The 26,214-nt window shown below is 47.8% G+C and carries 17 protein-coding genes; 14 read left to right on the top strand and 3 right to left on the bottom strand.

Going from position 1 to position 26,214, the window contains the following annotated elements:
* Positions 1–334: 334 nt before the first annotated feature.
* The 4 genes from ACJJIR_RS01105 to ACJJIR_RS01090 all read left to right on the top strand — a co-directional run bounded on the left by ACJJIR_RS01105 (position 335) and on the right by ACJJIR_RS01090 (position 5,048).
* Entirely contained in the window at positions 335–1,894 is a 1,560-nt protein-coding gene (locus ACJJIR_RS01105) for an ABC-F family ATP-binding cassette domain-containing protein (protein WP_444907009.1), read from the top strand.
* 32 nt (positions 1,895–1,926) lie between these two features.
* On the top strand, positions 1,927–3,453 hold the full coding sequence (locus tag ACJJIR_RS01100) for a cryptochrome/photolyase family protein (RefSeq protein WP_444907008.1): 1,527 nt from the start codon (positions 1,927–1,929) through the stop codon (positions 3,451–3,453).
* A gap of 87 nt (positions 3,454–3,540) precedes the next feature.
* Positions 3,541–4,131 (top strand): cysteine hydrolase family protein, encoded by a 591-nt coding sequence (locus tag ACJJIR_RS01095; RefSeq protein ID WP_444907007.1) that lies wholly within the window; start codon positions 3,541–3,543, stop codon positions 4,129–4,131.
* Positions 4,128–5,048: a DMT family transporter gene (locus tag ACJJIR_RS01090; RefSeq protein ID WP_444907006.1), complete on the top strand. Its 921-nt coding sequence runs from the start codon at positions 4,128–4,130 to the stop codon at positions 5,046–5,048. Before ACJJIR_RS01095 ends, ACJJIR_RS01090 begins: the two co-directional genes overlap by 4 nt.
* Before the next feature lie 75 nt (positions 5,049–5,123).
* Here ACJJIR_RS01090 and ACJJIR_RS01085 read toward each other — a convergent pair whose 3' ends face one another.
* Positions 5,124–5,540: a VOC family protein gene (locus ACJJIR_RS01085; protein ID WP_444907005.1), complete on the bottom strand. Its 417-nt coding sequence runs from the start codon at positions 5,538–5,540 to the stop codon at positions 5,124–5,126.
* Between the two features lie 502 nt (positions 5,541–6,042).
* Here ACJJIR_RS01085 and ACJJIR_RS01080 point away from each other — a divergent pair.
* The 8 genes from ACJJIR_RS01080 to ACJJIR_RS01045 all read left to right on the top strand — a co-directional run bounded on the left by ACJJIR_RS01080 (position 6,043) and on the right by ACJJIR_RS01045 (position 17,360).
* Positions 6,043–7,650 (top strand): ABC-F family ATPase, encoded by a 1,608-nt coding sequence (locus tag ACJJIR_RS01080; protein ID WP_282930917.1) that lies wholly within the window; start codon positions 6,043–6,045, stop codon positions 7,648–7,650.
* Between the two features lie 763 nt (positions 7,651–8,413).
* Complete coding sequence (locus ACJJIR_RS01075) at positions 8,414–9,199, top strand: outer membrane protein OmpK (RefSeq protein ID WP_444907004.1); 786 nt, start codon at positions 8,414–8,416, stop codon at positions 9,197–9,199.
* A gap of 1 nt (position 9,200) precedes the next feature.
* On the top strand, positions 9,201–10,562 hold the full coding sequence (locus ACJJIR_RS01070) for an NCS2 family permease (RefSeq protein ID WP_413663622.1): 1,362 nt from the start codon (positions 9,201–9,203) through the stop codon (positions 10,560–10,562).
* 11 nt (positions 10,563–10,573) lie between these two features.
* Positions 10,574–11,137 (top strand): phosphoribosyltransferase, encoded by a 564-nt coding sequence (locus ACJJIR_RS01065; protein WP_413663623.1) that lies wholly within the window; start codon positions 10,574–10,576, stop codon positions 11,135–11,137.
* A 233-nt stretch (positions 11,138–11,370) separates the two neighbouring features.
* Positions 11,371–12,711 carry an omega-aminotransferase AptA gene (gene aptA / locus ACJJIR_RS01060; protein WP_444907003.1) on the top strand — a complete coding sequence of 447 codons (1,341 nt, stop codon included), beginning with the start codon at positions 11,371–11,373 and terminating at the stop codon, positions 12,709–12,711.
* 139 nt (positions 12,712–12,850) lie between these two features.
* Positions 12,851–15,544, top strand: a complete 2,694-nt coding sequence (pepN, locus tag ACJJIR_RS01055; RefSeq protein WP_444907002.1) for an aminopeptidase N — start codon at positions 12,851–12,853, stop codon at positions 15,542–15,544.
* 266 nt (positions 15,545–15,810) lie between these two features.
* Entirely contained in the window at positions 15,811–16,272 is a 462-nt protein-coding gene (locus ACJJIR_RS01050) for a GNAT family N-acetyltransferase (protein WP_444907001.1), read from the top strand.
* Between the two features lie 26 nt (positions 16,273–16,298).
* The gene (locus tag ACJJIR_RS01045; protein ID WP_444907000.1) at positions 16,299–17,360 is read left to right on the top strand and encodes a Kelch repeat-containing protein; all 1,062 of its coding nucleotides are present in this window, start codon (positions 16,299–16,301) and stop codon (positions 17,358–17,360) included.
* 76 nt (positions 17,361–17,436) lie between these two features.
* Here ACJJIR_RS01045 and ACJJIR_RS01040 read toward each other — a convergent pair whose 3' ends face one another.
* Both ACJJIR_RS01040 and ACJJIR_RS01035 read right to left on the bottom strand, forming a co-directional pair.
* Positions 17,437–19,644, bottom strand: a complete 2,208-nt coding sequence (locus ACJJIR_RS01040; protein WP_444906999.1) for a transporter substrate-binding domain-containing protein — start codon at positions 19,642–19,644, stop codon at positions 17,437–17,439.
* Between the two features lie 227 nt (positions 19,645–19,871).
* Positions 19,872–21,374, bottom strand: a complete 1,503-nt coding sequence (locus ACJJIR_RS01035; RefSeq protein ID WP_444906998.1) for a hypothetical protein — start codon at positions 21,372–21,374, stop codon at positions 19,872–19,874.
* Positions 21,375–21,700: 326 nt separating this feature from the next.
* On the opposite strand from ACJJIR_RS01035, the gene ACJJIR_RS01030 reads away from it, so the two are divergent.
* Positions 21,701–23,251: a CocE/NonD family hydrolase gene (locus tag ACJJIR_RS01030; RefSeq protein ID WP_444906997.1), complete on the top strand. Its 1,551-nt coding sequence runs from the start codon at positions 21,701–21,703 to the stop codon at positions 23,249–23,251.
* A gap of 129 nt (positions 23,252–23,380) precedes the next feature.
* On the top strand, positions 23,381–26,119 hold the full coding sequence (locus ACJJIR_RS01025; RefSeq protein ID WP_444906996.1) for a M1 family metallopeptidase: 2,739 nt from the start codon (positions 23,381–23,383) through the stop codon (positions 26,117–26,119).
* The last annotated feature ends 95 nt before the right edge of the window (positions 26,120–26,214 follow it).

Here is a 26,214-nt window from a genome sequence, read left to right as displayed (position 1 = left end):
TAAACACTTATTGCTCTAAATCAAGTCGTAAAAACACATCATCTCAATGTAATATCAATAATACTCTTATACCACTCTATTTTAAGAGTTGAGAGTACCAAGTGAGAGCTTTTAGGTTAGGGCTTGAAGTATTTTTGAATCTTTATTAAGCTAACACTTAACAACTTTTCTTTTTGGAGCTATCTACGCCAATGAATTAAGCCTTGCACACACTGGAGATAAACCGGTTTCTTAAGAGGCCATCAATTTCCGTGCAAGTGGCGTACTCCATTCTCTACAACTTTCTCTCAAGATCATGGTATTGCGCCACCTATTCCGACTACCGGAGGGTGACATGCAGAGCATTTGTTCTATAAAAAATCTTTACTTAAACATCCCTAAGAAATCTCTATTTAAGGGGATCCATCTTGACTTCCCTCCGGGATTTACTGGCTTAGTGGGAAATAATGGCAGTGGGAAATCGACTTTTTTAGAGGCTTTGATTGGGAAACTAAAGCCTGAACAGGGAAGTATTACTTGGTATACGGACTACCTTAAAGTGGATCAAGTGAGCAGCAATTCCAACAAGAGAATTGTAGATATATTCGACCCTACGGGCCTCTATGACTGTTTTTCACGTATTGAATCTGGCAATCAGAGTGAGGAAGATCTGATGCGTGTCTCAGATTCATGGGAGCTACCTATAATTTGGCAACAGCATTTATACAGCACCGGAATAAATCTCACGTTAGACACTCCTATCGGCAATCTTAGCGGTGGTGAAAGAGTCCGACTGGCTTTAATCAATGCCTTCTCTCATAAAAAACACTACCTACTACTGGATGAGCCTAGTAATCACCTAGATTCAGACGGTAGAAAATGGTTACAGCAGAAAATTAGAAACCATTCTGCCGGAATTCTAATGGTCAGTCATGATCGAAGCTTACTCCAACAAGCTGACACGATAGTGGAACTAGATTCAGGAAAACTACGCACATATGGTGGTAACTATTCACACTACAAGAAAGAAAAAGAGGTACAGAGACAGTCTGTAGAAAAGAAAATTGAAAGTACCAAAAAGAATATAAAAAGCCTAAACAAACTTAAGCAAAGTTCTGTTAAAAAAACTACAACCAGAAAAAACCAGGGTAAGAAATTAAAAGGTTCACAATGTAAATCGCTACTAGATGCGAAAAAAGATCGTGCAGGGCAAAGTTTAGGCAAGCTGACTAGAAACCTGGATCGTCAGCACCATAAGTTAAAGCTAGATTTAGAAAGTTGCCAAAAGGACTATAAGAGTCATAAGCTCCCAAATATGCAACTTAGCAAAACAGGGCTAACGGGTGGTATTCGTCTGCATGTTGAGGATCTCAAACTGCCCTACGGAATTCAGAGTGATCCCATATCACTTACTATGCACAGTGGCGATCGCTGGCATATTTGTGGCGCCAATGGTAGCGGAAAGACAACGCTACTAAAGATCATTGCTGGTCGAGTTAAACCTCGCAGCGGTTTGTGTAAAACTTTTGGCAGCTGTTTTTATCTGGATCAGAACCTAAGTCAACTAAATGGAAATCTATCTGCCTTGGAAACTTTATCCCGCCTGCACCCTGATAAAGATACCAACTTCTGGCGCACAGCCCTAGCCACAATGAATATTCGAGGTGATTCTGCACTTCGCTCTACCAATACTTTAAGTGGAGGGGAGCGACTAAAGGTTGCTTTACTTGCCGCTACTCGTGGCACTGAGGCACCAGACCTGCTACTACTGGACGAACCGGACAATCACTTGGATCTAGAGTCGCGTATAGCGCTGGAAATTGCGCTCGTAGAATACCCCGGAACATTTTTATTGATCTCCCATGACTCTACTTTTGTAGAAAATGTGGGAGTGAATAGAAAGGTCTATCTATAGGCATATTAAGACCTAAATAAAGGAAGTGAGATGTGAAAACGCTGCGCTTGCTATTAGGAGATCAATTGAACCAAAAACACTCCTGGTTTAGAGGTAACCAGGAGGATAAGATTTACTTTATGGCTGAAATGCGCCAAGAGACCGATTACGTTGTTCACCACATCCAAAAAATCGTTGCCTTTTTTGAAGCTATGCAGATTTTCTCAGAGTGGCTTAAAAATAGGGGCTGCAATGTCATCTACTACCGAATAGATGATAAAAACAACAAACAAAACCTCACAAAAAATATCGAAGATATTATTAGAAAACACAAAATTGAAAAATTTGAGTATCAGCTTCCCGATGAGTACCGACTAGATCAGCAGCTGCTACAAATAGAGAAGAGACTATCAATAGAGTTTCAAGCCTACGACACTGAGCACTTTTTGACCACCCGGAAAGAGCTGGCAGACTTCTTCCAAGGGAAAAAATCGCTACTTATGGAAAGCTTCTACCACTATATGCGGAAGAAGCATGACATTCTGATGAACAATGGAAAACCTGAAGGGGGAAAATGGAATTTCGACCAAAGCAATAGAAAGAAATGGAATGGAAAGCTGGGCAAACCCAAGCAGGGAAAAATAACAAGCAATGTCACTTCAACTTTATCCCGTATAAAAAAGTCTGGAGTTAAGAGTATTGGAGAGATTGATCCAGAGAATTTTATGTGGCCAACCAGCAGGGAGGAATCTATAAAACTACTTCGTCATTTTTGTAAACATCTACTTGCTAATTTTGGCGATTTTCAGGACGCAATGGATCCAGATGAAGCCTTTCTTTATCACAGCCGAATTAGCTTCTCCCTAAATAGTAAACTCATATCTCCAAAAGAGGTTATCGATACAGCGATAAAATCTTGGGAAGATGGAAAAATTCCAATAGGACTAAACCAGATTGAAGGTTTTGTACGCCAAATATTGGGCTGGCGAGAATATATGCGCGGTGTCTACTGGATGTCTATGCCCAGTTATGAGCATCAGAATAAGTTGAAGAATAAAAATAATTTGCCAGATTTTTTCTGGGATGCCAAAACGTCCATGAACTGCCTTCACAACACCATCAGGAATAGCTTGGAAAATGCCTATGCTCACCATATCCAAAGGCTTATGATTACCGGTAATTTTGCGCTATTAACACAAACTGACCCTGACCAGGTGGAAAGTTGGTATCTCGGTATTTACATAGATGCTATTCAGTGGGTTGAAATGCCTAATACCCGGGGAATGAGCCAGTTCGCCGATGGTGGATTGGTTGCAACAAAGCCCTATATTAGTAGTGGCTCCTATATCAACAAAATGAGTAACTATTGCAGCGACTGTATTTATGACGTCAAACAACGAACTGGAGAGAAGGCCTGCCCATTTAACAGTCTCTACTGGAATTTCTTAATTGAAAAAAGAAAAGTGCTAGAGGGCAATCATAGAATGACAATGATGTTCAGCCTTCTGGATAAGCTTGAGAAGAGTGAAGTGGCAGCAATAAAAAAAAGGGCAAAGCAATTTATGACGAAGAAATCGTAAACCCTATATAGATCATAAAATCCTTTATCGAAGGCTTCCTTAATCATTACTAAACTAAGCCAATACTCCCCTCAATAGACTCTGGTCATGAAGACTGCAATCATTACCCTCGATTTTATCAACGATATTTGTCATCCAAAGGGACAAATATCAGCAGCGGCCCCAAGAGTCCATAAGAATAGAGTTATTGAGAACACCAATAAACTCCTTGCGTGGGGAAGAGCACGACGTCATCTTATTTGCCATATCAGGGTCGCTTTTTCCACCGACTACAGGGAATCTTCCTCTAACTCTCCCCTCTTCAGCTATATCAAAGATATAGGCGCCCTCCGTCAGAAAAGCTGGGGCACTGCTTTTATTGATGATCTCAATATCACTGATAGCGATATATCTATTTATAAGAGGCGTGTCAGTGGCTTCTATGGGACTGAACTCCCAGTACTTATTGCTAGCCACAATATAGAAAGGATTATTCTCTGTGGGGTATCAACACAGAATACAGTCGAACTGACGGCCAGGGAAGCTCACGATAGAGACTTTTCAGTACTCATTGCCTCAGATGCCTGTGAGTCTGACACGGAAAACAATAAACAGAATAGCCTGAACTTCCTCACGAAGATAGCCAGTGTAAAAACAGTCGATGAGATTATTGCTAGTGAGGGTGCTGGTAAACCATGAGTACCCGCATTTCCAATAGAGAATTTGCCCTCAGTGTCATTACCGCAATTCTGGCGGCCAGCTGTATGTCGCTAACCGGGCTATTTGGTAAAGAACTAACTACTTTTAGCTCCTTATCCCTGGTGGTCTTTATTCGTTTCTTTGCCCCATTTTTACTCCTAACCTGGATTTGCCTCGTTGTTTTTGATGAAAACCCTGTGACTCATCGAATAGACAGGATTGATGGTGCAAGGGCGTTATTCACTTGTCTCGCTCAGTATTGCCTGTTTTATTATTTGTCCAAAGGCTCTCTACTTGTCGCCGCCCTTCTATTTTCAACGTCAGGTTTATTTCTCCCTTTTATTACCCGGTTTGCCAAAAAGGATCCGATAAAAAAGAAGACATTAGCGGCCTGTTTAATCAGCTTTATCGGCGTTGCTTTTATATTGAAGCCAACTGCTGGCTTTGATAGCTATATGATAGTGGGCCTGCTATCGGGCTTCTTTGGAGCTTGTTCACAGTTTGTAATGCACCACTCATCAAAGAAGCAAAATACGATATCTTCAACCACCAAGATGTTCGGCCTATCCAGCCTCTATATGCTTGCCATTTTATTGATTGAAGGAAATCTTGGGGAGCTTACGAAAGTCGCGGTATCTCTATCGGACTCGGTAAGTTTTGTGATTGTGATTATTGCTTTTAGCCTGGCGACAATCAGTAATCAATCCTTGCGCACTAAAGCCTATCGTCGGGTAAACAGACCTGCCAGCCTATCTCCCTATTTATATACAAGCCTGATTTTCTCCGGCATATTGGATTGGTTGGTCTATAACACACTCCCTACCTGGAATACTTATGCCGGCAGCTTACTGATAGTAATAGGAGGCATTATTCAGGCAATCAGAACTCAACCCCAGATTAAGGCATCTCATTCTTAGCAAAGATAAGCGAGAACAGGGAATAGCGGGAGAAACTCAGCCCCACAGATTCAATTATCTGCAGGGCACAGACGATTACTTGAACATCAGTTCAGGATTAACCATCGTTTTCATTTCCAGAACGTTGCCATTTGGATCTTCGATAAAGAAAGTTTCCTGTTCATATTCATTGCCGACAAAGCGACGGTAGGGCTTGTCCAGGTATTCCAGCCCGGCATCTTCGATACGGCCTTTTAGTGCCTGAAACTCATCTTCCGGCAGGTGAATGCCAAAATGAGGAACAGCCACTTCTCCCATATCCACCTTGTGGCGAACATTGGGGAGCTTCTCCTCACTCTGGTGCAGGGTGAGTTCGTTACCCCAAAAGTCGATATCTACCCAGCGACCTTCTTCACTGTTGCCGGTCTTGCAGCCTAAGACATCGCAATAGAATTTCTTGGCGGTTTCCAGGTCCCCTGCCGGAATCGCAAGGTGCAAACAATTCGATTTCATATAGCCTCCAGCCTTTGCTAGCTCCTCATAGAGATCAAAAATTGATTGACTGACATCTGCTAGTCATTAGCCCTTCAACCCTCCCCCCTAACAGCATTAACATTTACTTTGCCGTCGGAGCCACCCAAAGGATACAAATAAGATCAAGTGATCCCGTTAATTATTTAAATAAAAGTGGCCGCTTTACGCGCTGGCAACTTATACCGGGAATATTCCTAATATTAGGGCCCATAGCTTTAGCTAAAGAGCCCGAACTCAGGGAGTATACAGATGCATATCATCGCACCCCACCCCGAAATGGAATATCCTCCTAGCCTAGGAGTACACTTTAACATATATATTTCAATCTCTAATATCGAACCCGCGGAGAAACTGCTTAGTTATTGAACGTACTCCTCGACACTTCAGCGCCAAATCCTTATAGTGCGGCCCCCACATCACGCCTCCTATTTTGGCGAAACTGGCTTACCAGAGCCCATTTGTAATCCTCAGGAATACGCTCTTGATCTCCACCGCGAATATCACCATGCAGTTTGGTGCCCAACCACTGTTTGAAAACATTTCTGTAAAGTTCGGCAATGGCAACCGATATGGCCTTATCGGGGCCAATGGATGTGGAAAGTCAACCTTTATGAAGATCCTGAGTGGTGCCTTGGCGCCCTCGGCCGGCAACGTATCCATTGAGCCTGGATGCACCTTGGGTACTTTGAGCCAAGACCAGTTTGCATTTGAAGAGTACACCGTCGTCGATGCGGTCATCATGGGAGATGTCCGCCTGTGGGAAATTAAACAGGAACGTGACCGCATATACTCGCTACCGGAAATGAGCGAAGAAGACGGCATGCGCGTAGCCGAGCTTGAAGTCCAATTTGCTGAGCTGGATGGATATAGTGCAGAGAGCCGTGCGGGAGAAATCCTGCTTGAAGCTGGCATCGACGAATCCCTGCATTTTGGCCTGATGAAACAGGTAGCTCCCGGCTGGAAATTGCGTGTATTACTCGCCCAAGCGCTATTTGCCGACCCGGATATTTTATTGTTGGATGAGCCGACCAATAACCTGGACATCCACACCATCAAGTGGTTGGCAGATGTACTGAATCAACGCAAAAGCACAATGGTCATCATTTCCCACGATCGCCACTTCCTGAACTCTGTCTGCACCCATATGGCCGACATAGATTATGGTGAATTGCGGGTTTTCCCCGGCAATTATGAGGACTTTGTTGCGGCCTCCACGCTAATACAAGAACAACTTCACGCAGAGAATGCCAAGAAAAGTGCCGAACTGGACGAGCTACAGAGCTTTGTGAACCGCTTTTCTGCCAATGCATCCAAAGCCAAGCAAGCCAGCTCCCGCGCGAAGAAGATGGAAAAAATCAAGCTGGACGAAATCAAACCCTCCAGTCGGGTCAGCCCTTATATTACGTTTAACCAGTGTAAAAAATTGCACCGTCAGGCGCTGACTCTTGAGGGGCTTACCCATGGTTTTGACAGTGAAACGCTATTTCAAGGTGGCGAAATGCTGCTGGAAGCCGGTGCGCGCCTGGCAATTATCGGTGAGAACGGCGTTGGTAAAACAACCTTCCTGCGCTGTCTTGTCAATGAGATCCAAGCAAACAGCGGAGTCGTCAAGTGGTCAGAAAATGCCGCTATCGGCTACTGTCCGCAAGACAGTAGTGCAGATTTTGATGGTGACCTGACAATATTTGAGTGGATGTCCCAATGGCGCACCCCCAAGCACGATGATCTGGCCGTGCGGGGTATTCTGGGCCGACTATTATTTACCGCAGATGATGCCAATAAAAAGGCAAAGGTCTGCTCTGGCGGCGAGAAAAATCGCCTGCTGTTTGGCAAGCTAATGATGATGGACACCAATGTGCTCATCATGGATGAGCCAACCAACCACTTGGACATGGAAGCCATCGAAGCCCTAAACAAGGCACTGGAGAAATATGAGGGCACACTTATTTTTGTGAGTCACGATCGTCAGTTTGTCTCATCCCTGGCAACCCGAGTTATTGAAATCAAAGACCAAGCACTGATCGATTTTCAAGGCACTTACGAGGAATACCTGGCGCACCAGTCAGGTACAGAACAGCAGGTAGCCTGACTCCAAACTCGAATCGGAAAAGGCATATTGGGGCGATAACAGTACTCGCCCCAGGTCTCAAAAGCTGCAAGTGTAACCAATCACCACCAGATAATACGGGGCTCGGTAGGCATTACCTGCGTCCCCCTAAAGTCGCCCCCCCGCTACTGCAATCCCATCCAGACTCCTTCCTGGGCCAATTTCCTACGAACTAGCAAAAAAACCAAACAGCCAAATAATTTTTATACAGGTTAAAAGTCGATTTACTTTTCCCAACTATAACCATCGACCTCAGGCCGATGCCTGCCTATATAAGGAAAGCGCTCAGAAGATACATTTCAACCATCCTTATTCTGCTACCAAGCGGATGACTTCCTGTGTCATCAAAGTTAAACAACATCTATTATCGCGAACCCTAAAAGCACCAAAAGTATTCATGTTGCCTGTGCAAGCACCACTGGGGAGCAGATGCCGACTTTCTGGACTATTTACCTAATTTGCCCCTGCAATGTAGCGATTCCCTACTATCAAACCAATTAAACAATACTTTTTTGCTACACCGACCCATCGCTAACCAATAAATGAGTATCTCGTTTTCCCCAAGCGTGATTTTTTGGTGCAGAGTTACTTAAAAAGCTCGGAAAAAAGCGTAAATGCCGAGAAAAAACACTGGAAAACAGGGGTTAAGTTCTGGTACATTCCGCGACTATTTTTTAACCAACTGCCGATTTTCTCATCGGCCGCCAGTGCGAAATTCGCCTGTCGCTGTAACAGAGGTAATAGAATGAAACCAACCAAGCCCCTGCTACTGCTGGCCTCTAGCCTGTTGTGCGTAGCTGCCCAAGCTGAGATGACCTGGAGTGACAACAGCCTGAGCCTTCTTTACGGCCACGATTACAAAGTCAACTACAGCAAGAACACGGATGACTCTGAGAGATCCGTAGTAACTTTTGAGCACGCCAGTGGCCACAGCTGGGGTGACCTCTTTATTTTTGCCGACTACCTGGACTCGGAAGATGGCTCCAAAGAACTGTATAGTGAGATTTCTCCCCGCCTGAGCTTAGGCAAGCTCAGCGGCAGTGAACTGGCTTTCGGACCGGTTACCGATGTACTGATCGCCACAGCAGTTGAGCTGGGCAATATGGATGATCCAGACCACTTGGCAGCAACCGGCCCCCACTTCACCAATTACCTGACAGGTGTGGGCTTTGATCTCGCGGTTCCCGGTTTCTCCTTTGTACAGGCGAATGTTTACCACCGCGATAACGATGACAAGGCCAGCAACGAGCAGCTGACCCTGGTTTGGGCCATGCCTTTTACCCTGGGTGATGCCAGCTTTGTCTACGACGGATTTATCGATTGGACCAGTGCTTCTGAAGATTCACATCCGAGCACTAACTTTACCTCCCAGCTGAAATGGGATGCCGGCGCCACCTGGGGTGAACCCAAGACCCTGTACGCGGGTATTGAGTACGTACACTGGAACGACAAGTTCGGAATCAAAGATGGCACTTATGGTGTCGATTCCAACGAGCGCAACGTTAACCTGCTAGTAAAGTACCACTTCTGATATGAAACCCACTGATATCCAAACATCGGCGACCCCTGGGTCCGACATCCCACAGGTGGGAGGCAATGCCTCATTCCTGGAGAAGTTGTTCAAGCTCTCAGAGCGCCAGACGAATGTTCGCCGGGAAGTGATTGCCGGCGTTACCACATTCCTGACGATGGCCTACATCATCTTTGTGAACCCCAATATCCTGGCTGCAGCGGGTATGGATAAGGGCGCTGTGTTTATGGCGACCTGCCTTGCAGCCGCTATTGGCTGCCTGATTATGGGACTCTACGCCAACTACCCCATCGCATTGGCGCCAGGTATGGGCCTCAATGCCTTCTTCGCCTACGTTGTCGTCGGTGAAATGGGCTACAGCTGGCAAGTAGCCCTGGGTGCGGTGTTTATATCAGGGGTAATCTTCCTGCTGCTCAGTATCTTCAAGCTGCGAGAGTGGATTATCGATAGTATCCCCCTCTCCCTGCGACAATCCCTGGCAGCGGGTATCGGCCTGTTCCTGGCGATCATTGCCCTGAAGAGTGCCGGTATCGTTGTGGCCAGCCCCGCTACTCTGGTAACCCTGGGCGACCTCAAGTCAATTGAGGCGATCCTGGCAGCACTGGGCTTCTTTATTATTGTGGCCCTGTCCTACCGCCGTATGCTGGGCTCAGTGATGATCGGTATCCTTGCGGTAACCGTCATCGCCCTGGCAATTGGTAAGGTAGAGTTCACCGGTCTGGTATCCGCACCTCCCAGCCTGGCACCGACTTACCTGGAGCTGGATATCGCTGGCGCCTTCGAAGTTGGCATGATCAGCGTGATCTTTGCCTTCCTGTTTGTCGACCTGTTCGACACCGCAGGCACCCTGTTAAGCGTTTCTGATCGCGCCAAACTGCTGGATAAAGATGGCAAGTTGCCTGGAATGGGCAAGGCCCTGATGGCCGACAGCTCCGCATCTGTCGTTGGTTCTGTGCTGGGCTCCTCCACTACTACCTGTTATGTAGAGAGTACTGCAGGAATTACCGCCGGTGGTCGCACAGGCCTGACCGCTGTGGTTTGCGCCGGGCTATTCCTGTTGGCGACCTTCTTCTCGCCCCTAATCGGTATGATTCCGGCCTATGCAACCGCAGGTGCTCTGCTGTATGTTGGCGTCCTGATGACTTCCGGTATGTCATCTATTGATTGGGATGACATTACCGAGGCCGCACCGGCAGTAATCGCCGCAGTGATGATGCCTTTGTCGTTCTCGATCGCGCACGGAATCGCCCTGGGCTTTATTTCCTACGCAGTTATTAAAACGCTGAGCGGACGTAGCAAAGACGTCAGCATCAGTGTCTACGTGTTAGCGGCACTCTTTGTTGCCAAGTTTGCCTTTTTCTGAGGGGTACATTGATGAAAAAGCACTTTATTAGCGCACAGCAGCTCCTGATAGACTCTTATGCTCTCGCCGAGCAAATCTATAAGGATGGCTTTCGCCCAAACTATATTGTCGGTGTTTGGCGCGGTGGCGCTCCTGTGGGCATCGCTGTACAAGAGCTGCTGCACGTGATGGGAGTGGATGCAGACCATATCGCTATCCGCACTTCCTCCTATCTCGGTATCGGTGAGCGCGATAAGAAAGTGCGCGTGCATGGCCTGAACTACCTGATCAAGCGCCTGGAGTCCCACGACTCCCTGTTGATCGTGGACGATGTGCACGACTCTGGCCTGAGTATTGAGCAAACTATCGAAGACCTGCGCGCTGCCTGTAAGAAGAACACGCCGGAGATTCGTATCGCGACCCCTTACTACAAGCCGAAGAACAACAAGGCCAAGCGCGAGCCGGATTACTTTATCCACAAGACCGAAGAGTGGTTGGTATTCCCCCACGAGATCGACGGTCTGTCCCGGCAGGAGATTCTGGAGAACAAACCAGAACTCGCCCCCTATGTGGACAGAATCGCCACTGCTGTTTAATCAGCAATATTACCGGGGGCTAATGCCCCCGGTTCTCTTCTCCTCTCATCTCCCTCTCTCCCTTAGGCCATTCCGGCAAACCCTCCCCCGGCACTCAACTCCTGCCATAGGCAATACTTCAATACCCTATTAATAAACCCCACTTATGAAACTAAAGTTAGTGAGAATCAATTTATAAAGTAGAAAAGTTGGTCCAAAATTAATGCGATAAGGCCAAATGTCGGAAAATAAAAATGAACGACAAATCAGCGGGACTTAGTAAATCGCAGCTCGATACTTACTGGATGCCTTTTACCGGGAATCGTCAATTCAAAAGAGATCCCCGTATTATTACCTCAGCCGACGGCTGCTATTACCGTAGTGCTGATGGCCGCCCCATATTCGATAGTCTCTCTGGCTTATGGACCTGTGGTGCCGGACACAACCGCCCGGAGATAATTGACTCCATTACCCGGCAAGCAGCCCTTCTGGATTATGCCCCCGCTTTCCAATATGGCCACCCGGGAGCCTTCCAACTAGCGGAGCGTGTCAGCCAGATGATGCCCATGGGGCTCAATCGTATTTTCTTTACAAACTCCGGCTCTGAATCCGCAGAAACCTCTCTAAAAATAGCTAGAGCCTACTGGCAGAAGATGGGCGCTCCAGGGAAAACAAAATTCATCGGACGCGCGAAAGGCTATCACGGAGTTAATTTTGGCGGTCTTAGTGTGGGCGGTATTAGCGCTAATCGAGCAATCTTTGGCTCATCTATAGATTCTGACCACCTTCGCCACACCCTTTTACCCCACAACCGCTTTGCTAAAGGACAGCCTGAACAGGGAAGTTTCCTGGCAGACGAGTTGCTGGAACTTATCAAACTGCACGGTTCTGAAAACATTGCCGCTGTTATTGTCGAGCCCGTAGCGGGGTCTGCGGGAGTATTGCCCCCACCAAAAGGCTATCTCCATCGCCTTAGGGAAATATGTACTCAATACGACATATTGTTGATATTTGATGAAGTCATTACCGCTTTCGGACGCATGGGGAAAGCCACCGGAGCAGAGTTTTTTGGAGTGACCCCGGATATGCTCAATACAGCCAAACAGCTTACAAATGGCGCTGTTCCCATGGGCGCTGTGGCTGTGCGTCAAGATATCTACGAGATATTCATGGAAAATGGAGGACCTCAATACCAACTGGAGCTTCCCCACGGCTATACCTACTCTGGGCACCCACTAGCCTGCGCAGCGGCATTGGCGACACTGGATATTTTAAAGAAAGAAAATTTATTTGAGAGATCTGCGGAGCTTGCCCATATCCTGGAAGACCATATCCATCAACTCAATGGATTACCGTTAATAGAAGATATTCGTAATTGTGGACTTGCCGCAGGCCTGACAATCGAATCAGCTCCAGATGAGCCATTACTCAGGCCTTACTTAATTGCTATGAAGATGTGGGAAAAAGGCTTTTATATTCGCTACGGCGGCGACACATTGCAAATCGGCGTCCCATTTATAGCACAGGCAGAGGAGATTGACGGAGTTATCAACGCATTAGCGGAATCAATTACTGAGGTCGCAAACGGCCAGTAGCCAGAACCTATTCCTTCTCACTCTGTATAAAAGATTCCCCCTACTGATACGGAAAATTTATATCGCCGCCTAGCTATCTTTAATGATACAAAGTAAATCGCAAATAGTAATTCAATAACTCTATATTAAAAATAGCGCCATGAACAAATATATTCGCCTTACAAAGGTATTACTAAAGTACAAAGTGGTTATAGCGATTCTATGTGGTATTTTATTAAGTTCCTGTGAGCAAAGAACTACTAAGCAAGAAATAAGCTTACCAGCAAAGAAAATTTCATCTCCTATTAGAACCACAGCCCCAGGACTTTCAGAATCTTATGCTGACATTCGTCGTCAGCAAATTGCTGAAGTGGACTATCGGCTGAGCATCAATCTGGATAGTCAAGCTAAGAACTTCTCCGGAATTGTGCACGCAGATATCAATTTTAGAAAAATACTTGAACAGCCGCTCACTATCGATTTTTCCGGTGGTGCGGTTGATTCAATCCAGGTCGATGGAAGATCTGTTCCATTTGAGTACAACAACTACTTTATTTCTATTGATTATCAAAATCTACCAGAAATATCCCACACGATTACGGTGAATTATCAACACCCGTACTCTAACAATGGCTCAGGATTACATCGCTTTAAAGACCCCAAAGACGAAAAGGTCTATTTATATACGGACTTTGAACCTTATGATGCCAATCGCCTATTCCCACATTTTGACCAACCCAATTTGAAAGCGCGCTACACCCTGGATGTAAAGGCTCCAAAAGACTGGGTAGTAGTTAGCGCGGAAAGAGAGGAGAGAGTAGAAGAGAAAAGAAAATCAAACCACTGGTTTTTTCCTCAAACCAAGAAATTCTCATCTTACATATTCTCTTTACATGCAGGTCCTTACCACATCTGGGAAGACAAGGCAGGAGATATTCCCCTTCGCTTAATGGCAAGACAGAGCCTGGCAAATTACGTAAAAACAGAAGACTGGTTTACCTTCACCAAACAATCCTTTGAGTTCTTTCAGCCCTACTTTGAAATTGATTATCCATTTAAAAAGTATGATCAAATACTAGTACCTGATTTTAACGCCGGCGCTATGGAAAATGTTGGGGCTGTAACATTTAACGATTCTTACATATCCCGAGGAAAAAAGACCCAGGCCCAGCGGATGCGCCTCGCCAATGTTATTGCCCATGAGCTGGCCCATCAATGGTTTGGTAATTTGGTCACCATGAATTGGTGGGATGACCTTTGGCTCAATGAGAGTTTTGCCACTTACATGGCCAATCTGGCTCTAGCCGAAAATAGCGAATTCACTACCGCTTGGGAGAACTATTATTTAGGCGCCAAGCAATGGGCTTACCACACTGATCAACGCCCCACTACCCACGCTATTCAACTACCAGTCAACAATACTGACGAAGCCTTTGCCAATTTTGATGGAATTACTTATGGCAAAGGCGGCTCAATACTCAAGCAATTGCCCTACTATTTGGGCAAAGAAGAATTTCGCAAAGGCGTCAGTAATTACTTAAAGGCTTTGTCTTATGACAATTCAACCCTCAATGACTTTATCAACCACCTGGGCAAAGCTGCGGATAAAGATCTTAATTCCTGGCAGCAACAGTGGCTTTACCAGGCCGGCCTCAACACAATTGAAGCCAGCTTCCAGTGCGATGATGACCAAATCAATCATCTGGTAATTCAGCAAACAGCACCAGAGGAATATCCGATATTAAGGGAACAGCGCACACAGCTGGGGTTTTACCAAATGAAAGCTGGAAGTATGAAACGGGTTGCAACCCTTCCAGTGCTTTATAGTGGTGCCAGAACCGAAGTAAAAGAAGCCGTGGGGCTACCCTGCCCAGAGGGGCTATACCCCAATGAAGAAGATTGGGCCTATGTGAAGGTAAATCTGGATGAAGTTACCATCAAGAATATGGCTCAGCATATCAATGATATTGAAGAACCGTTTGCACGACTAATGTTCTGGCAAAGTCTATTTGATAGCACCTATGACGCAAAGCTCCCTCTGGATGAGTATATTAGTTTTATAGTGAATAATGGCGCCGACGAAAAGGACATCAATATTATTCGTTTGAATGCCAGATATATTGAATTCACTTACGATTTTCTGACTCAAATCCCCCTAAGCACAAAGCGCCGTAACGAACTTACTCAGACCGTTGAGAGCTTTGTCTGGGGTCAACTACTAGAGGCGGCTGAAGGTAGTGATCAACAAAAAGTCTGGTTTGGTGTTTTTACCAATATCGCCCACTCCACTCCAGCATTAAGTCATGCTAGAGACCTATTAATGGGAGAGTTTGCCATTAAAGGACTGGAACTCGATCCTGATATGCGCTGGAAACTTATCAAGTTGCAGAATCGTTATCTGTTCTCAGATTATGAGCAGGCAATCACAAGAGAATTGGAAAAAGATAACTCCGACAGATCTAAACTCAACGCACTTTCTGCTGAAGTTATTCGCCCCCAACCCGAAAATAAATCAAAGTGGGTAGCTAACCTTATATCTAATCGAGACAAATTCAAGTTAAGCGAAATTCGAAAAATTACAGAGTCCCTTTTTGCACCAGAGCAAATAGAGCTATTTAACATCCACGGCCAACCGATTTTTGACTCACTGGCTCAGGTCAATGAAGATGAATCTCAGGAATTGCTTACTGCTTATGCTTACGCCCTACCGCTAATGTGTTCTAGAGAAAATGTAAATGAGATTACTAAGTCACTAAAAGAAAAACCACAACTTAAGCCCATATTGGTAAAAGCACTAAAAAATCATCGCTATTCCGGTGAACGCTGTATCAATATCGGGAAGCGATTACTCTAGATCTTCTTTAAACTAGCTATTAATGTTGAACTAAGGGCAATATCCAGCCCTTAGTTTCCCTTACCAGGCTTTTGGCCGGGTATTACGCGTAATAAAACGTTGCATATTTTATCTAAATGCCCCCGAATAAAGCATATCTATTGCACCAGCTAACTTATACTTATTCTTCTCTAAAAATCTTGTTACAGTGACATTTCAAAGCCCAAAAAATTAACGGGCGTCCCTACTTAAACCATTGTTTTAAAAAGAAAGACAATCAAATAAAGATGTATATATCAGTAAAATTAGACGACCTGTCCGATGGCTCCATTAACAATCTTCTTGAAGCTCATCTACGGGAAATGTACCGACATTCCCCACCTGGAAGCGTTCACGCACTAAATCCTGATGAGTTAAATGACCCCATGATTACCTTTTGGGGAGCGAGAATTGATGGAGTTTTGGCCGGCTGTGGTGCCCTAAAAGAGATCAACCCTGATTTGGGCGAAATAAAATCCATGAAAACTCATTCTCTATTCCTGCGCAAAGGCGTTGCCCGCGCCTTGATAGAAAGAATATTGGAGGAGGCAAAGCAGCGTAAATATAAAGAGATAAAGCTGGAGACAGGTCGCGCTGAAGCTTTTGCTCCCGCAATCGCTCTCTATCGCCGTTATGGATTTGACGATTGCGCCCCTTTCAGTCACTATAAAAATGACCCTTTTAGCCTATTTTTAGGTAAAAAATTATAGTCAATAGGTATCCCTTATCAGTCAGTATGAGAGTGTTTGTTACCATGGCGCTATCCAGAAGATCCTTTATTAAATATTCCAGCTTAGCTTCCCTTACTTTCGGTGGAGTCAATCTAACCGCTAAAGAGGCTAATTCCAGTCTATCTATATCAAATCTTCCCAGCCTGGAAATACCTTTACAGGAGATTTACCCCGCAGTATTTTCTGGTGAGATCTATGTAGCAGGGGGATTTATCCCATCGGATACGGCAGTTTTCTTCGGTCTCTCTCCAACTAAACAAACACATATCTTTTCTCCAAGGGAACAAAACTGGAGGCATGGGCCCAATTTACCTGAGGTAAGGCATCACCTCGGTATGGCCAGTAACTCCAACAGTCTATATGGCATCGGTGGGTTTTTTGGCGATTCGGATAGCGCTTGGCAAGCCCGAAATACAGTTTATAAACTTTCCGGCGAATATAAGCATTGGATAGAAACCAGCCCTCTCCCCCGGCCCTTGGCTGAATCTATTTACACCAACATTGGGGAGAACATCCATGTCATTGGCGGCAAGGCCCCCAACGAACAGTCTAAAAATAGAGATACCAATTCTCATTATGTGCTTACAAGAGGGGATCATTGGGAGCAAGTAGCGCCAGCCAGTATCAAGCGAAACTCCGCAGGTGGGGCAACTTTAAATAACAGAGTTTATGTTGTTGGTGGCCGCCAGGTTAGCGACAATGGTAGCAAGGCCAGGAATCTAACTTATGCCGAAGTTTATGACCCCAGCCTGGATAAATGGGAAAAGATCCGCCCCCTACCCCAGGCTGCTGCCGGACTCACAGTAACCCCATTAAATAATAAATTAATAGTTACCGGCGGTGAGGCATTTGGCCCCAATGGCAACTGGAAGACTGGTACAGCATTTAACAATATTTGGATTTACGATCCAGTCACAGATGATTGGAACAATCAGGGTCAGTTGCCCCAGGCACGGCACGGTCACGGAGCAGTAGCCCTAGGAGAAAGCCTCTACTTGATTGGTGGAGCCTCTAAAGTTGGGCCGCAAGAAACTCTCGCCTCCGCAATACAGCTGCGCTGGAGCTAAAGGGCAATAATAAAGTACCCTTGAGCAAACCCACAATGCCTCTGGCTTGCAGAGGCCCACTGATGGGATGCATTAATTAATCGGGAGCAATGCTGCCATCAATATCTGTATAGTTCTGATGGCGCTCAACTCCTAAATATCCAATATATCTATCCCGTATCTCACGCACATAATTAACTGGCTCCCTGCCGCGCACGTAACCAAAACGACTATCGCGATAGTATTCAGGCTGGGACAACAGCAACATGGCCTCTTCAACATGGCCAAACCACTGGTTAGGGTCCCACTCCAGTCGTCGGGCTAACGCTCTGGCATCCCTGACATGACCGTGACCCGCATTATATGCAGCCAGGGTAAAATAGATCTTCTGCTCTAGGGGTATATTTTCAGGAAAACGTTTATCCAGCCACCCCAAATAAGATACACCTGCGCGGATACCGTTTTCAGGATCATACAAATTCTTAACTCCCATCTGTCGTGCTGTCCGCGGTAATACCTGCATCAAGCCCTGAGCACCGGCAAAGGAGAGCGCTTGGGGGTTAAATTGACTCTCCTGGTACATCTGCGCAACCACCATACGCCAATCCCGATCGGTAGCCTCAGTATATTTCTTTACTATGGGATCAAAGGGCGATAGTTCATCAGTGCTGCGCAGGCGCTGCCCTTGATGTCGGAGGATACGCTTTTGTTCCTTGAAATATTTATTGTAAGTAACGTTAAAGAACAGGTCCCGATTGTGCTTGTTCAGAAAGTTATTCAGTTGTTCCAGTAATACCGGCTGGCCAGTTCGAACGGCCCAGGCGATATCTCGCTCCCCTGGCAACTCCCCCACTACAGTAAAGTCATCCCGGTAAGTACTCTCAATGGCGGCCAAGTGTGAGTCAACTACGGTATAGGGAAAAATACCCCTGGCTACTGCATCAATAAGAAACTCACTGGTAGCGCCTTTTAGACGATGGATCTGTAGCGGCACCATATCTTGCCCGTGCTGCTTTTCCATTATTTTGACCAGACTCTCGTGATAGCTCGTGGTGGGATTAACCACTACTGTTTGCCCAGAAAGCAGGTTCTCTGGAAGGGGTAGCTCTTTATCAGGCACCTTTGATTTTGCGGCTACTACCTGTTCCGTAACTGTCATATAAGGCTTGGAAAATGCCAATCCCTGCTGGCGGCGGGCCTCGGTAACAGTAAGGGATGCAGCAATCATGTCCCCCATTCCATCATTCAATGCCTCGACCAAATCCTGGTCCTTATCGGGCACAACCATGCTCAGGCGTAATTTATGGTCACGAGCAAACTTCCTTAGCAGATCGTAATCAAACCCCATCAACTCACCGCGCCAGATAAAGTAGGAAGCGGGGTGATTGCGAGTGAGCACCCTTAAAGTTCCGCTCTCCTTTATTGCCTGCCAATCTCTCAGTGGCTGTTCTCGGTTCTGACTGGCCAATACCAATTCTGCGGTAAAGAACTCATTCAACTCACGCCTCAAAGCGATAGCACCTTTGCGTACAGCCCAGGCTATAGGCCTGCGGGAATCGAGTTCTGTGGTGGCTGTGAGTTGAGGGTAATCAGTTAGAAGTACATCGGCCAAATTACTATCAATAATTGTTGCGGGGTATTCACCCGCTGCTACAGCCCCGATAAGCTCGCTGGTTGCAACCGGCTTATCGAGGTAAGTGATCCTGTAATTTTCCCTATCGACTTGCTGCTCCAGGGTTTCAGCAAATGCACTGCCCCGCCGCAGCACAACTTGCAAGGGCACAGCCTCTTCCACCTCGAACTCTTTATGAGTAATTAGCAACTCATCAACATATTGTAATGGGCGGGTAAAACCCAGTGATAATTTGCGTTCTTCGGTGCGGGAAAAATTGGTGGCGATTACATCCCCACGTCCATCAATAACCGCCGGAATTAAATCGGAAAAGTTATCTACGTAAACCCACTGAGGCTTTAATCCCCGGCTACGAGCAAAATTTTCCGCAAGTTTTCGCCACTCTGTTGCAGGTAGTCCTTCTCGTGGTAAGGCGCTCTCCTGGGGGCCCCTTGGAGCCAACAGGCGCAATACACCTCGCTCTAACAGGGCTGGCAGATCTCCTTGCTCTACATAATTTTCAAACTGCGGCTTTGCGGGCTGTTTATTCTGCGGCGTTGGTATCGGTTGTTGGGGAGATTCCGTTAAAACCTTTGAGTTTTCTACAACAGGATCTCTATTACTCTCGCATGCGGCAAGCAGCAATATTAAGACAAATAGCGGAAATATAACGAAAAACCGTTTTCTGCTCACAGTGCACCCTTTCTTATTCTATGAGAAGCATTACCCTTAACGCGCTCGCTATGCTTCGCAATATGGAATTGCCGCTGTTACAGAAATCGTACCAGTTTGCAGGGAAATTATCCCCTAAAAAAAAGCCCGGCAAAGTCAATTGCCGGGCAAATATACGTTGGCGAATGTCGGATGTCTCTTACACAGAGTGACAAGCCTTTTTTATTCAGTGAGCGCTCTTATGGTTGCTATGATGACTTGGGTTTGCCCTTCAGCTCTGCCAACCTCATTTTTATTTCTTTGTTCTGCTCCTCGTCTGGGAGCTCGAACATCAGCGGCTTCGCCACTCGGGCAAAATACTCCGCATCTTTCTTTTGGTAGAGCTCTTCTGCCAGCCACTGGGCAATATGCAGCTCACGGGGGGCACGCTTGTAAGCCTGCTCCAGCTTTTCCAGATATTCCTCTCGGGGGTAATCCAGCATCTCCATAGCCATCGCCAGGCCAAACCAGTGAGATGCATTTTTCGGTTCTTCCTTCACCAGGAAGTCGAACTCTTCCCGCGCCATTTTCAAGCTGCGAAGATCCCGCTTACTACCGGGCGCCACCGCCTGCTGATTAACCGTTAACCAAGCATGGGCACTCAAGTACCAGAGCTGGCCCCGGTCCTTAGTGGGGACACTGGCCAAAAGGTGGCTAGCCTGGGGGAAATTACCCAATCGCAGATCGGCACTCGCTTTAATCGCAGCCAGCTCAGTACTGTAAATACCCGTACTGTAGGCATATTCAATCAACTCATCCAAAGCCAGCAGGTTGTAACCGGACTGGGCGATAAATCCAGCCAGGATGCTCACCGACTCTCTTTTGCTGAGGCGTTTAACCGTAGGGCTGGCCTCTTTAAAGTCCGCGGGGATAGCACCACTAAAATGTTCAAAGCTATCCGCCTTATAAGTGGCGACATAGGCCTTTTCAATTTCTTTCACCGACATCCCCAGCGCTTCTTCCAGGGCAAGTACTGGGTCGGCACCATCGTTATAGGCTTTGACGAAATTATCGAAATTATCCTGCTTGCCGCTTTTCATCATCAACCAGTGAGACAGAATCCAACCTCCGGCATATACATCTGCCTTTTCGTCCGCATCGGTGTTGTACACCGTCGCGCGCAACAGGTCTTCCAGCGGCATAAGCCCGGTATACATCAGGGTCATGGCCCGTTCGCTGGGAATGGAGCCAATTTCGTAGGTGCCTTTTTCCGGGAATGACATGGTTGCCATAAATTCAGCAAACCCCTCGCTATACCAATAGGGGTAGTGGGTGGTGTTGCCGTTATAGCTCAGAAAATGAGTGTATTCATGGAACAGGAATTCGCGCGCTTTGAGCTGCCTCTCAACGCTGCGACCATCCAGGTTTACCAGGGCATAGTTACCCTCCGCAGAGGTATCGAACAAACCGTTGGTCATATCCGCCAGCTCAACACCCACCAGGTTTGCATAGGTGTCCCGGTCTGCGGCCGCATAAATAGTTAATCGCTCGCTTTTTGGATCTGCATCGAGTAACTCCAAGGCCACTGCGCGATAGCGCTCCAGGTCTGCTACCAGACTTTTGACTGCGTTGGGATCACCATCGGTAATCACGCGAAAATTATCACTGTCGACTTCATACCAGGTCACCTGCCCCAAGCTGCGCGGCGCGGCGTAGGCTGAAGCGATAAATCCGAAACAAAGTACTAATAGAACAACTGAACGAGAAACCATAGTTCGGGCCACCGAGTCATTGTTGCTGAAGCCCTCCCTAGCTGATTAGCGAAGACGACACAGTACCGGTTTTCACTGATCAAAAAAAGATCAATTTGATCACAAAACGGCTTTTCGCCTGTTTTTGTGTGACCGGAAAGACACAAAATAGATAGCTGTTCATAGATAGTTTTCTGCAGCAGATTGCGACATGAAGCGAGACAAACGTCTCAAATTTAGCCCTGTTTACGTACAAAACTAGGATGAACTCCTATAGTACGGGGTCGACCAAGGAGGGAATCCTGGTCAAAAAAATAATAATGATTTCATCAGATGAGAGAAAACTAATGAATACCAAGCCACTACTGGCGCTGCTTGGCGGCGCCCTAATGTCTGCTCATGCCTGGTCGGCACCGGAATATATCGCCGACGTGGATATTACTTCTTTTGACGGTACGGTCCTGGATGCGAACTTATTTATCCCGGAGACGCCCGCACCAGCAGACGGTTACCCCACCGTTATTTTTACCAACAGCTGGGGGCTGGAGAAGCACCAGTACCACTTCCAGGCCAAAGAGCTGGCAGAAAACGGCTACCTGGTGCTCAGCTACTCCACCCGGGGATTTGGGCACTCAGGAGGACTTGTTGACGTCGCAGGGGATAACAGCCTTAACGATGTGGGAGTCCTGATCGACTGGCTGGAAACCAATTACCCGGTGGGCAAGCTGGGTATGGCCGGAATTTCCTACGGCGGTGGAATTTCACTACTGAGTGCTGCCAAGCACCCTCGCGTCGATGCAGTAGCTGCGCTATCCGGTTGGGCAGATGTAGTAGAAGCTTTGTACCCCAATGAAACCGTCAACCTGGTTTGGGGCACGCTGCTTGTTACTACGGCCTTCCAGAAAGAGGCCGAACTCGAGCAGGTATGGAGCAACCTGCGCGACGGCGAAAATATGGAACAGGTAATTAATTTCGGTGCTGAGCGCTCCGCAATGAGTTACGTGGACGAAATCAATCAAAACGGCACAGCGGTGTTGCTCTCAAACAATTTCGCCGACTACCTGTTTAAGCCGAATAGCATGACCGATTTCTATTCCCTGCTCGAAGGGCCCAAGAAACTCATGCTAAACCCCGGCACCCACGCGATTACCGAGACTCTTACCGGTAACAATGGCCATATCTGGTCCACCAGTTTCCGCTGGTTCGACCACCACCTTAAAGGCGAGGACAACGGGATCGACACCGAACCCAAGGTGGATATGACTGTGCGTATCAGCAATGAGCTGGAGCAATTCGAGGACTACCCGGTAACAGACGAAAGCACCACCTGGTACCTGCAGCCACGCTTTACCATGTTCAACAATGCAAAAATGGAGAGCGACAAGTACGACGGTTGGAGCTGGAGTAATGAATTCCACGGCGACTCAGATACCTTTGCAGGCACCGGTATCCCGCTGGTTTCCGATGCACTGGAAGGCTTCGGTATCCCCGTTTACGCGCCCATGATCGCTATCAACGGCTACTACGCCATCGAGTACAAATCACCGATTCAGTGGGAAACCTTGAAGATTCGCGGCGAACCCAAACTCGAAATGTGGGTGGAACCCAGCAAAAAAGAAGTGCAACTCAACGTGCACCTCTACGATGTGGGTCCGCTGGGATTGGGGCGCCTGATAACTCACGCCCCCATTACCCTGCATTCAGACAAATCTGGGCAAAAACAAAAGTTCGAAGTGGACTTTTTCACCACCAGCTACGATGTCCCGGTTGGCCACCGTGTAGTATTAGCCATCGATACTCAGGGTTATATCTACCAGAAGCCGGAAAATACCAATTACACCATCACAGTGCCCTACAGCAGCAGCAAGGTCTCTAGCCTGACCGTACCGCACCTGTAAGTCTCCCCACAGAAACCCGGCATCCACTGCCGGGTTTCCTCCCACCTTCCCCTCAGCCCAACTATTTGCATCGCGTAATTTTTCTCCAAAGCGGTACAATCAGCCTTTTGGCTGAGTGCTCCCCCTACCATGAAAAAGAACATCCCGCTCGCCCTGCTAACTGCGGCCCTGCTCTCAGTAGCAGGTTGTAACCCCGCAGAAAAAGCATCGGAACCAGCAAAAACCAATACTGCCCAGGAAGTCGAGGCTAAAGGCCTCGATTTTGATAAGGCTCCCGAAGGGCGCCTGCCCGAGGGCACTACCCCCTTGGATTACCAGCTGGAACTGGTGCTGGACCCGCGCAAAGACAGCTTCACCGGCAAGGTGGATATCGATATCCAGCTGGCGGAAGGAGCCCGACATATTTGGCTGCATGGCAAAAACCTGGATGTGCGCGAAGTCTATGCACAGCTCGATGACGGCCGCCAGATTCCGGCCGAATACCGGGAAGTACTGGACAGTGGTGTTGCCGCAGTAGAGTTTGCGGAGAAGATCGATGCGGGCACTTTCAAACTGCATATCGACTACAGTGCTGCATTTGATCGCAACCTGGCCGGGCTTTTTAAGGTCGAGGAACAGGGCGATGCCTATGCCCTGGCAAAATCCGAATCGATCCAGGCCCGCAAGTATTTACCCGGTTTCGACGAGCCAGGCCTGAAAGCGCCCTTTACCGTCAGCCTGACAATACCCGAAGGCTACGCAGCGATTAGCAATGGGCCCGAGCTGAAACGCGAAGCGGCAGGTGACGGCATGGAGAAAGTCACTTTCGCCACCACACCACCGATGTCCACCTATTTGCTGTCTCTGTCAGTGGGCCCCTTTGACCAGGTTGAGCGCCCAGCCATACCACCGAGCAAGTACCGCAAAGACCCCATACCCCTGCGCGGCTTCGCCCGTAAAGGTCGCGGTGAGGATATGAACTACATCCTCGATATCACCCCCAAAATGGTGGAGACCTTCGAGACCCAGCTGCAACGCCCCTACCCATTCAAGAAGCTGGACATTATTGCCGCACCCCAATGGCCCAGTGGCGCTACTGAATTGTCCGCGGCAATTACTTATCGCGAACAGCGTATCCTGGTGGGCGACAACCCCGCTCCCGGCACCCGCCTGGCTCTCGTAGAAGTTCATGCGCACGAAATTGCCCATATGTGGTTTGGCAATCAGGTCACCCCTCCCTGGTGGGACGACCTATGGCTGAAGGAAGGTTTTGCTACCTGGGGAGAGGCGCTGGCCCTCACCATTATGGAACCTGAAGAGGGGCACGACCTCAACGCAGCGACTTATGCGATCGGCGCCATGCAGCTGGACTCCCTGGCCAGCACCCGCGCCATTCGTGAGCCCATCGCGGACAACAACAATATTCGCAACGCCTACGATTCGATCACCTACTCGAAGAGCCTGGGCGTTATCCACATGGTGGACACCTATTTCGGAGCGGAAAACTTCCGCCCGGCACTGGGGCGCTACCTGGAAACCTTCTCCGACAGCGTGGCCGACTCACCACCCTTCTACAAAGTGATCGGCCAGGAAACCAACACCCCGGAACTGACCGAGACTTTCCGCAGTTTTGTCGAGCAAAAAGGGGTTCCACAACTGGATATCTCCATGGACTGCAATAGCGACGGCAAGGCCTCGCTGGTGGTTCAGCAGAGCCGTTACAAGCCACTCGGCTCCCCTATCGCCGACGCCAGCGATAAATGGAGCATCCCCTTCTGCTTCAGCACCGATAGCGGCGTGCAGCAGTGCCAGATCCTGACTGAGCCAAGGGAAATCCTGGAGATTACCGGCGGTGCCTGCCCAAATTGGGTAATGCCCAATGCTCAGGGCAGCGGCTACTACCGCTGGAACCTTCCCAAGACGCAGTGGCAGGCACTGATTAAACAATTTGCCCAGTTCTCTGCCACTGAACAGCTGTCCATTATCGACAGCGCCTTCTCAGCTTTCGAGGCCGGCAATCTCACTGCGGCACCACTGCTGGAAGTAGTGCGCAAATCCGCAGTGGCGGACAAGCGCCAGGTTATCACCATGCCACTGCGCTACCTGCAGAAGTACCGGGATAATTACCTGGGTGAATCCCAGCGCTCTGCATTCCTGAACTTTGCCCAGAACCTATACCTGCCGATACTAAATCGCAGCGCCAATAGCAGTGATAGCGACCAGCAGATGCTGCACAGCGACCTGCTAACCTTTATGGCGCAAGTTGCAGAAGATCCTGACTCGCGCAAGCAGTTACAGGAAATGGCAACCGCCTTTACCGGCTTTAAACAGGAACGGGATGCGAAGGCGTTAAGCTCTGACCTATACCAGGCAGCCCTGAGTGTGGCAGTACAGGATGCAGGGGAAGATTTCCTCGCACACCTGATCAAAGTCCGCGCCGAGCTGGATGATCCCCGCTTTGAAAATGCCAGTGCCAATGCCATCGGCACCAGCAACAATCCCAAGCAAGTGGAAACCATTCAAGCATTAGCGCTCAGCGACGAAATGGGGCCGAGAGAATCATTTGGCCTGATCCATTACGCCCTGGCCCAACCTAGGGTTCAGGAACAGCACTGGGAGTGGCTGCAACAGAACTTTGACAAGGTGGTAAATAAGATTCCGGCCCAGATCCGCCGCCGCACCCCATCACTTGCCGCTGCCTTCTGCGATAAACAGCACCTGGGCGAACTGCAACAACTCTTTGCCCAGCAAGGTGATTTAGCTCCCGGATACCAGCGCAGCCTCGCCCAAGCCGAGGAGCGAATCCAGCTGTGTATGGCACTGGAGAAAAAAGGCAAAGCGTTAATGGGGGCATTGCCGAAGGCAGTCAATCTCGCTGCTAAACAATAAAAAACAGAAGCTGTTATTTAAATAGCAATTCGAAAAGGCCGGTATTACTTGGTAATACCGGCCTTTTTATTACTGAGCGTATTTGAGTTAAACGG

This window comes from Microbulbifer maximicatervae (SeqCode), from assembly GCF_052467385.1.
Note: the sequence above shows the minus strand (reverse complement) of the source record. Positions and strands in the feature narration are given on the sequence as shown.

What these genes read in the sequence shown, in the direction of transcription:
- ACJJIR_RS01105 (WP_444907009.1), top strand. Translation starts at nt 335, where the DNA reads ATGCAGAGCATTTGTTCTATAAAAAATCTTTACTTAAACATCCCTAAG.
- ACJJIR_RS01095 (WP_444907007.1), top strand. Translation starts at nt 3,541, where the DNA reads ATGAAGACTGCAATCATTACCCTCGATTTTATCAACGATATTTGTCAT.
- ACJJIR_RS01090 (WP_444907006.1), top strand. Translation starts at nt 4,128, where the DNA reads ATGAGTACCCGCATTTCCAATAGAGAATTTGCCCTCAGTGTCATTACC.
- ACJJIR_RS01085 (WP_444907005.1), bottom strand. Translation starts at nt 5,540, where the DNA reads ATGAAATCGAATTGTTTGCACCTTGCGATTCCGGCAGGGGACCTGGAA.
- ACJJIR_RS01075 (WP_444907004.1), top strand. Translation starts at nt 8,414, where the DNA reads ATGAAACCAACCAAGCCCCTGCTACTGCTGGCCTCTAGCCTGTTGTGC.
- ACJJIR_RS01070 (WP_413663622.1), top strand. Translation starts at nt 9,201, where the DNA reads ATGAAACCCACTGATATCCAAACATCGGCGACCCCTGGGTCCGACATC.
- ACJJIR_RS01065 (WP_413663623.1), top strand. Translation starts at nt 10,574, where the DNA reads ATGAAAAAGCACTTTATTAGCGCACAGCAGCTCCTGATAGACTCTTAT.
- aptA (WP_444907003.1), top strand. Translation starts at nt 11,371, where the DNA reads ATGAACGACAAATCAGCGGGACTTAGTAAATCGCAGCTCGATACTTAC.
- pepN (WP_444907002.1), top strand. Translation starts at nt 12,851, where the DNA reads ATGAACAAATATATTCGCCTTACAAAGGTATTACTAAAGTACAAAGTG.
- ACJJIR_RS01050 (WP_444907001.1), top strand. Translation starts at nt 15,811, where the DNA reads ATGTATATATCAGTAAAATTAGACGACCTGTCCGATGGCTCCATTAAC.
- ACJJIR_RS01045 (WP_444907000.1), top strand. Translation starts at nt 16,299, where the DNA reads ATGAGAGTGTTTGTTACCATGGCGCTATCCAGAAGATCCTTTATTAAA.
- ACJJIR_RS01035 (WP_444906998.1), bottom strand. Translation starts at nt 21,374, where the DNA reads ATGGTTTCTCGTTCAGTTGTTCTATTAGTACTTTGTTTCGGATTTATC.
- ACJJIR_RS01030 (WP_444906997.1), top strand. Translation starts at nt 21,701, where the DNA reads ATGAATACCAAGCCACTACTGGCGCTGCTTGGCGGCGCCCTAATGTCT.
- ACJJIR_RS01025 (WP_444906996.1), top strand. Translation starts at nt 23,381, where the DNA reads ATGAAAAAGAACATCCCGCTCGCCCTGCTAACTGCGGCCCTGCTCTCA.